A 797-nucleotide genomic window follows, 5' to 3' on the forward strand; every position below is an offset into this window, starting at 1 on the left:
GAAGTGCTTCTTCCAGATTTACTGTTATGGTAACTTCGCCTTTTTGTGTAAATTTGATGGCATTAGACACCAGATTGTTAAGAATCTGCCCTAATCTTACTGGGTCTGCTTCCACAAATTCAGGCACTTCGGCGTCCAGTTTAAGGTGTAGTTCAAGTCCCTTTTCCTTGGCAAGGCTTTCAAAAGTGCCCGTAATGAGTTGAAGATGCGAAGGCAGGTGAAGGCATTCCGGGCGAAGTTCCATTTTATTGGCTTCGATCTTGGCCAGGTCCAACACATCGTTCAAGATGGTCATCAGATGTTCGCTTGATTGCCTGATGATGGAGATATTATGCGCTGTGGTAGGATGATTATCCTGGGCGTCCAGGAGTTGGGAGAGGCCAACAATTGCATTCATGGGCGTTCGGATTTCGTGACTCATTGCAGCCAGAAACTTTTCCTTTACCGCCTCTGATTGTTCTGCACGTTTTCTTAGTCTTTCGGCTTCTTCTTTCTGCGCCAAAATCTCCTGGTTTTTGGTCTCCAGCACCGCATTGGTTTTCCGGCGTTGCCTTGCTCTGAACCAAAATGCCAATCCAATGAAAAAGGCGAGACCGAATCCTGCCAAAGCCAGCCAAAATCTGGCTTGCAGTCGTGCATTTTCCAAGATTTTGATTTGCAGATCCTTTTCCTTTCGTTCGGTTTCGTATTCTGTTTTCAGTCTTTGTAGATCACGCGCCCGTTCTTCAGAAGCAGAAGAGTCGCGAAGCTGTTGAAAGGACAACAATGTCTGATAGGCACTTTCGTAGGCTCCGGTA

At 46.4% G+C, this 797-nt stretch carries 1 protein-coding gene; it reads right to left on the minus strand.

Features of this window, described 5'->3' with window-relative positions; all coding sequences use genetic code 11:
* A partial coding sequence (locus JNK54_10740; protein ID MBL8024735.1) for a hypothetical protein occupies nucleotides 1-797 on the minus strand: 797 nt, incomplete at both ends.

Source organism: Elusimicrobiota bacterium (assembly GCA_016788905.1).
Lineage (GTDB): Bacteria > Elusimicrobiota > Elusimicrobia > FEN-1173 > FEN-1173 > JADKHR01.